This is a genomic window from Pseudoalteromonas sp. SG43-7, assembly GCF_014164295.1.
Lineage (GTDB): Bacteria > Pseudomonadota > Gammaproteobacteria > Enterobacterales > Alteromonadaceae > Pseudoalteromonas > Pseudoalteromonas rhizosphaerae.
On sequence record NZ_JACJEY010000141.1, the window covers coordinates 1 to 1,339 of the forward strand.

The 1,339-nt window shown below is 41.6% G+C and carries 1 protein-coding gene; it reads left to right on the forward strand.

All coding sequences use genetic code 11. The annotated features are described in order from the left end of the window. The first annotated feature begins 96 nt into the window (after positions 1–96). Positions 97–1,314, forward strand: coding sequence for an IS4 family transposase (locus H5200_RS23135; RefSeq protein WP_182762828.1), 1,218 nt, complete (start codon positions 97–99; stop codon positions 1,312–1,314). Positions 1,315–1,339: the final 25 nt, after the last annotated feature.

A 1,339-nucleotide genomic window follows, 5' to 3' on the forward strand; every position in this document is an offset into this window, starting at 1 on the left:
CTAAAGTATCCCCAGAATTAGCCTTTATATATCAATGAACTAATAGTATTAAAAAATGTGGGAAGCGAGGGAACATTCATGGTGTTTTGTGATCTTATGAATCGCTTAAAAACAACAGAGCTAAACACCATGAATGCTTTTACTATTTTGCACAATATGCTCCGCGCTGTCACCCCTAACTCAATTCATAAAGCCAGATTTAATACTTTAGTCGCTGCCGTTAAATCTCTATTGCACTGCCAGCAATGTACCTTGACGTCTATCGGCCGCAATTTGAATTCAAAAACAACTGAAAAACATGATATTAAACGTATTGATCGACTGCTCAGTAACCACGAGCTTTTACGTGAATCAACAACGGTTTATGTTCACTTAAGCCGTTTTGTGGTCACTGAAAAGCATCCCGTCATTTTGGTTGATTGGAGTCATGCAGATACACAAACCAAATACTGTATTCTGCGTGCCAGCATTGTTAGTGAAGGTCGCTCTTTAACCCTGTATCAGGAAAGTGCATTCAGCTTTCAATATCATTGCCCAAAAGTACAAAAACGGTTCTTAAAGATGCTCAAACTGATCTTGCCGAGTGATTGCCGCCCTGTCATTGTGACGGATGCGGGCTTTAAAGTTCCTTGGCTCAAAGCAGTGCGAAACAATGGCTGGCATTATATTAGCCGAGTTCGAGGTACGGCACACTTGAAAACGCAGGGCAGCGATGAGTTTGTTCCATGCCAGTCACTATTCAAGAGCAATCAACGTAGGAGCCAGTATCTTGGCGCGACCGAGTTGACCAAAAGTGCACAATATCACACGCATGCAGTGCTGGTTGGCAAAGGGCATAAGTTATTAAAAAGAGATAAAAAACGTGGTTATAAGGAGCCTTGGCTACTCGTTTCTTCACTTCCAAAAAGGCACCACTTTCTCGAAAAAGTGCTCAAATTATATGGTATGAGAATGCAGATAGAAGCAGGATTTCGAGATCAAAAAAGTGTTAGGTTCGGCTTAGGCTCAGATCTGCACAGGACAAACAAACTCTATCGATTAGACATACTGTTACTGCTTGCCACACTGGCTCATTGGTTCTCAATGATGCTGGGCGCAGTGATAGACAAAGCAGGAAAGACAGGCTCTTTTCAAGCTAACTCAACCAAAAGGAGGCGAGTAGTGTCATGGGCATTTGTTGGATTGCGATACGTCAAAAAACAGTCCATTAAATTGCGACGGCGAGATTATTTGGAAGGACTAGCCTATTTCGTACAGGTAGTAGTGCAAATCGATTGGAAAAATATGGATGTGAGTGATGTAATTGAAACTTAATAATTATTTTTGGGGATCCCTTAGC

Bases quoted from the DNA above. Each gene is read 5' to 3' on its own strand.
- H5200_RS23135 (WP_182762828.1), top strand. From the start codon at position 97: ATGAATCGCTTAAAAACAACAGAGCTAAACACCATGAATGCTTTTACT.